At 54.5% G+C, this 4,364-nt stretch carries 2 protein-coding genes; both read left to right on the top strand.

Translation table 11 applies throughout. From position 1 onward, the window contains the following. Window positions 1-344 precede the first annotated feature (344 nt). Window positions 345-647, top strand: coding sequence for a metal-sensing transcriptional repressor (locus QZR21_RS08210; RefSeq protein WP_296098351.1), 303 nt, complete (start codon window positions 345-347; stop codon window positions 645-647). Window positions 648-1,074: 427 nt separating this feature from the next. After that, window positions 1,075-4,110, top strand: a complete 3,036-nt coding sequence (locus QZR21_RS08215; protein WP_296974848.1) for a heavy metal translocating P-type ATPase — start codon at window positions 1,075-1,077, stop codon at window positions 4,108-4,110. Window positions 4,111-4,364 lie beyond the last annotated feature (254 nt).

Below are 4,364 nucleotides of genomic sequence, written 5' to 3' on the forward strand. Positions count from 1 at the left end.
TAGAGTCGTTAGGAATCCAACTGCGGCAGAGCCGCTGTCCGTCAGCCTCCTTCCTTGGGAAGGAGGTGGCTGCGAAGCAGACGGAGGTTAGCGATTGGAAGCGCCGCAGGCGAATCAGTTTTCCTGGCTGCTAGCCGCTAGAAGCTAGAAGCCCCGTGCGAGTGACTCTACCCGTCAACCCCGAATACCACCAGCTCACTGAAATATCGCGGAGAAGCTGCTGGACCTCAACTCTCAATTTTAAAATCTCAACTCCATCATTTTCCTCTTGACAGGGGACCCCAGGGGGGTGTAGTATTAGGACCGTGAGAGATAAAAGATTTTCGATATAAGGAGATAGAACCATGGCAGATGAAGAATCCTGTGAATGCCGTCATACCCAGCGGACCGAGGAAGAACGGAAAAAGCTTCTGACCCGGCTGAAGACGGTGGAAGGCCAGATCCGGGGCATCGAAAAGATGGTCGAAAACGATGCCTACTGTCCGGACATCGTCATGCAGGTGTCGGCGGTGACCAATGCGCTGAACAGTTTCAATAAGCTTCTCCTGGCCGCCCATATCCGGGGCTGTGTAACCGAGGATATCCGGGAAGGGAAGGAAGGCAAGGTGGACGAGCTCTGTACCATGCTGCAGAAGCTGATGAAGTGAAAGGCGCTGATAGAGCAGATCCCCAGTCGGATTGATTGAAGTCCGGCTATTAGTCAGGAATGAGGAATGAGGAGTGAGGAATGGCGGTGCGGCGCACAATTCATATAGCGTCGCGAGTTTTTATGGATTTATTCCATGCTGTTCCACTACGGTATGGGAGAGATGAATGTGTCGTGCTTGCAGGTACAGCAGCCTTGAAGCAGTGAGCCTTTGGCCTTGGGCTGGTCAGCCGCTGCGTGGCGGTTGTTCCATGGCCAGGTTCCGTATGAACGGGTGGGGGCTTCTTTGGTTTTTATCGGCCAGAAAACTCTACCGCCTGCGGCACTAGAACTTTCCTGACTGCTGACAGCCAGAAGTTCCCGTTCGAATGGCTCTATCCGTCAGCATCGGTTTTCAACTCTGAATTTATCCGAAAGTTGGTGATTTTATGGCTGAAAAATGCCAGTATATGGTATCCGGTATGACCTGTGCTGCCTGCCAGGCCCATGTGGAGAAGGCGGTGTCCAGGGTGCCGGGGGTGAAGCAGGTGACTGTGTCCCTGCTCACAAATTCCATGTCCGTAGAAGGGGATGTTCCTGCGAAGGACGTGGTTTCCGCCGTAGAAAAGGCGGGGTACGGGGCAAAGCCCATGAATGCGTCCGCCGAAGAGACCTCTGCCCTGGCGGCGGAGGAGGAAGCGCTGAAGGACCATGAAACGCCGAAATTAAAGCGGCGGCTCATTCTTTCCATCATTTTCCTTGTGTTCCTTATGTACATTACCATGGGCCATAACATGCTGGACCTGCCGGTGCCTGCCTTCCTGGACCACAACCATCTGGGCCTGGCCCTGACGGAAATGATTCTGTCCTTTATCGTCATGGCTATCAACCGGGCCTTCTTTACCTCCGGTTTCCGGTCCCTCTTCCATGGGGCACCGAATATGGATGCCCTGGTGGCCATGGGTTCCTCCGTTTCCTTTGGCTGGTCCCTCTATGTGTTCTACAAGATGACCGTGCTCATTACCGGCGGCGCATCGAATATGGATATTATGCCCATTTACCATGACCAGCTGTATTTCGAATCGGCGGCCATGATTCCGGCCCTCATTACGGTGGGGAAACTGCTGGAATCCATTTCGAAGGGCCGTACCACGGATGCCCTGAAGAGCCTCATGAAAATGGCGCCGAAGACGGCGGTGGTGGAGCGGAATGGAAATCCCGAAACTGTGCCTGTGGAGCAGGTAGCCATCGGTGATATTTTCATCGTGAAGCCGGGAGAATCGATCCCGGTGGATGGGGAAATCATCGAAGGAGAAACGGCGGTGGACGAATCGGCGCTGACCGGGGAATCCATCCCCGTGGACAAGAAGGCCGGTGACACCGTCAGTGCTGCTTCCATGAATACCAATGGCTATATCCGGGCCCGGGCTCTCCGGGTGGGTAAGGATACCACCTTTGCCCAGATTATCCAGCTCGTGAGCGATGCGGCGGCCACGAAGGCCCCCATTGCCCGGATTGCGGATAAGGTATCCGCCGTCTTCGTACCGGCGGTCATGGCCATTGCCCTGGTGGTATTCCTCGTATGGCTATACCTGGGAGCACCGGTATCGGTGGCCCTGGAATACGCCATCTGTGTTCTCGTCATTTCCTGCCCCTGCGCCCTGGGCCTCGCAACGCCGGTGGCCATTATGGTGGGCAACGGTATGGGCGCGAAAAACGGTATCCTCTTCAAAACCAGCGAATCCCTGGAAAATGCAGGGAAAATGGCCATCGTGGTCATGGATAAGACCGGTACCATTACCGAAGGGAAACCGGCAGTCACCGACATCGTCCCGGCAGACGGGGTGAGCGAAAAGGAACTGCTTGAAACGGCGTACTCCCTGGAAGTGAAATCGGAGCATCCCCTGGCGAAAGCAGTCGTGGCCTATGGGGAAGAAAAGGGCATCAAAGCCCGCTCCCTCGATTCCTTCCGTAACCTTTCGGGCCATGGCCTCATGGGAACGGCGGGGGGAGAAGAAATCCACGGAGGATCCATGGATTATATTTCCACCCTTGTTTCCACGGACAGGCTGAAAGAAAAAGCGGAAACCCTGGCCGGCGAAGGCAAGACGCCCCTCTTCTTTGAAAAGGGCGGAAAACTCTTGGGCCTCATTGCTGCGGCGGACGTAATCAAGAAGGACTCTGCCCAGGCGGTGGAAGAACTCCACGACATGGGCATCCGGGTGGTCATGCTCACCGGTGATAATGAAAAGACCGCAAGAGCCATCGCCCAAAAGGCGGGGGTGGACAAGGTCATCGCCGGCGTGCTGCCGGACGGGAAAGAAGCGGTGATTGAAGCGTTCCAGAAGTATGGCAAAGTGGCCATGGTGGGAGACGGCATCAATGATGCGCCGGCCCTGGTCCGGGCGGATCTCGGCGTCGCCATCGGCGCCGGCACAGACGTGGCCATCGATTCGGCGGATGTGGTGCTCATGAATTCAAAGCTCACCGATGTCTCCGCAGCCATCCGCCTGTCCCGGGAAACTCTCTGGAATATCCATGAAAACCTGTTCTGGGCCTTTGCATACAACATCATTCTCATCCCCCTGGCTGCCGGTTTGTACCCGGGGGTCCGGATGAACCCCATGTGGGGCGCCGCTGCCATGTCCCTTTCCAGCTTCACGGTCTGCATGAACGCACTGCGGCTCAACCTCTTCAACCTGCATAACCGGAAGCACGACAAAAAGAGAAAAATGGTGGACCTGCCGGACATGGAAACGCCGAAGAAACAGGAAGCTCTAAAAGTGGAACCGGTGAAGGAAACCGGAGTTTCTGAAAAGGAAACCACCGTGCTCGTAGACGGTATGACCTGCCACAACTGCGAGCGCCATGTGAAGGAAGCCCTGGAGTCCCTGCCATTCATCGACTCCGCCTCCGCCGATTTCACCACGGGAAAGGTAAAAATAACCGCCCATAAACCTCTGGATGAAGAAGCTATGAAGAAGTCTATAGAGGATGCGGATTACATATATAAGGGGATAGTCCCCGAAAAGCCGGCCGAAGATAACCACGCCACGGTGCTGGTGGACGGCATGATGTGCGAGAACTGCGAGCGCCATGTGAAGGAGGCCCTGGAATCCCTGCCATTTATAAAATCGGCCAAAGCGGACCATACGAAGGGGACCGTGGACATTACTTACAGCTCACAACCCGACGAGGCAGCCATGAAAGATGTGATTGCCAAGGCGGATTATGAATATAAAAAAATCATATTTCCAAAGGAGGAAACAAAGATGAAAGAAACCGTTAAAATTGAAGGTATGATGTGCAATCACTGCGAAATGACCGTAAAGAAAGCCCTGGAAGCGCTGGATGGCGTAGAAAAGGCTGATGTATCCCATGAAAAGGGCACCGCTGTCCTCACCTTGGACAAGGCTGTGGCCGATGGGGATATCAAGAAAGCCATCGAAGCCAAGGACTACAAGTTCGTGGGTATTGAAAAATAAGACTATACGAAAAGAGCTGCACCGGATGTGTATCCGATGCAGCTCTTTTTGGTGGGGAAAATGTGAAAAATAGGACAAGAGAAATAACGATATTTCAGTTTGTCGAGCTGGTGAGGATTGGTGGCTAGCGCGTTTGTGTGCAGAGTCACTCGCACGGGGCTGCTAGCTTCTAGCTGTTAGCAGCTAGGGAAGCTGATTTGCCTGCGGCGCTTCCAACAGTTTCCATCAGCTAACCTCAGCCCCGTGGGCAGCGT

This window comes from uncultured Dialister sp., from assembly GCF_900541605.1.
In the GTDB taxonomy this organism is placed as follows: domain Bacteria; phylum Bacillota; class Negativicutes; order Veillonellales; family Dialisteraceae; genus Dialister.

What these genes read in the sequence shown, in the direction of transcription:
- QZR21_RS08210 (WP_296098351.1), top strand. Translation starts at nt 345, where the DNA reads ATGGCAGATGAAGAATCCTGTGAATGCCGTCATACCCAGCGGACCGAG.
- QZR21_RS08215 (WP_296974848.1), top strand. Translation starts at nt 1,075, where the DNA reads ATGGCTGAAAAATGCCAGTATATGGTATCCGGTATGACCTGTGCTGCC.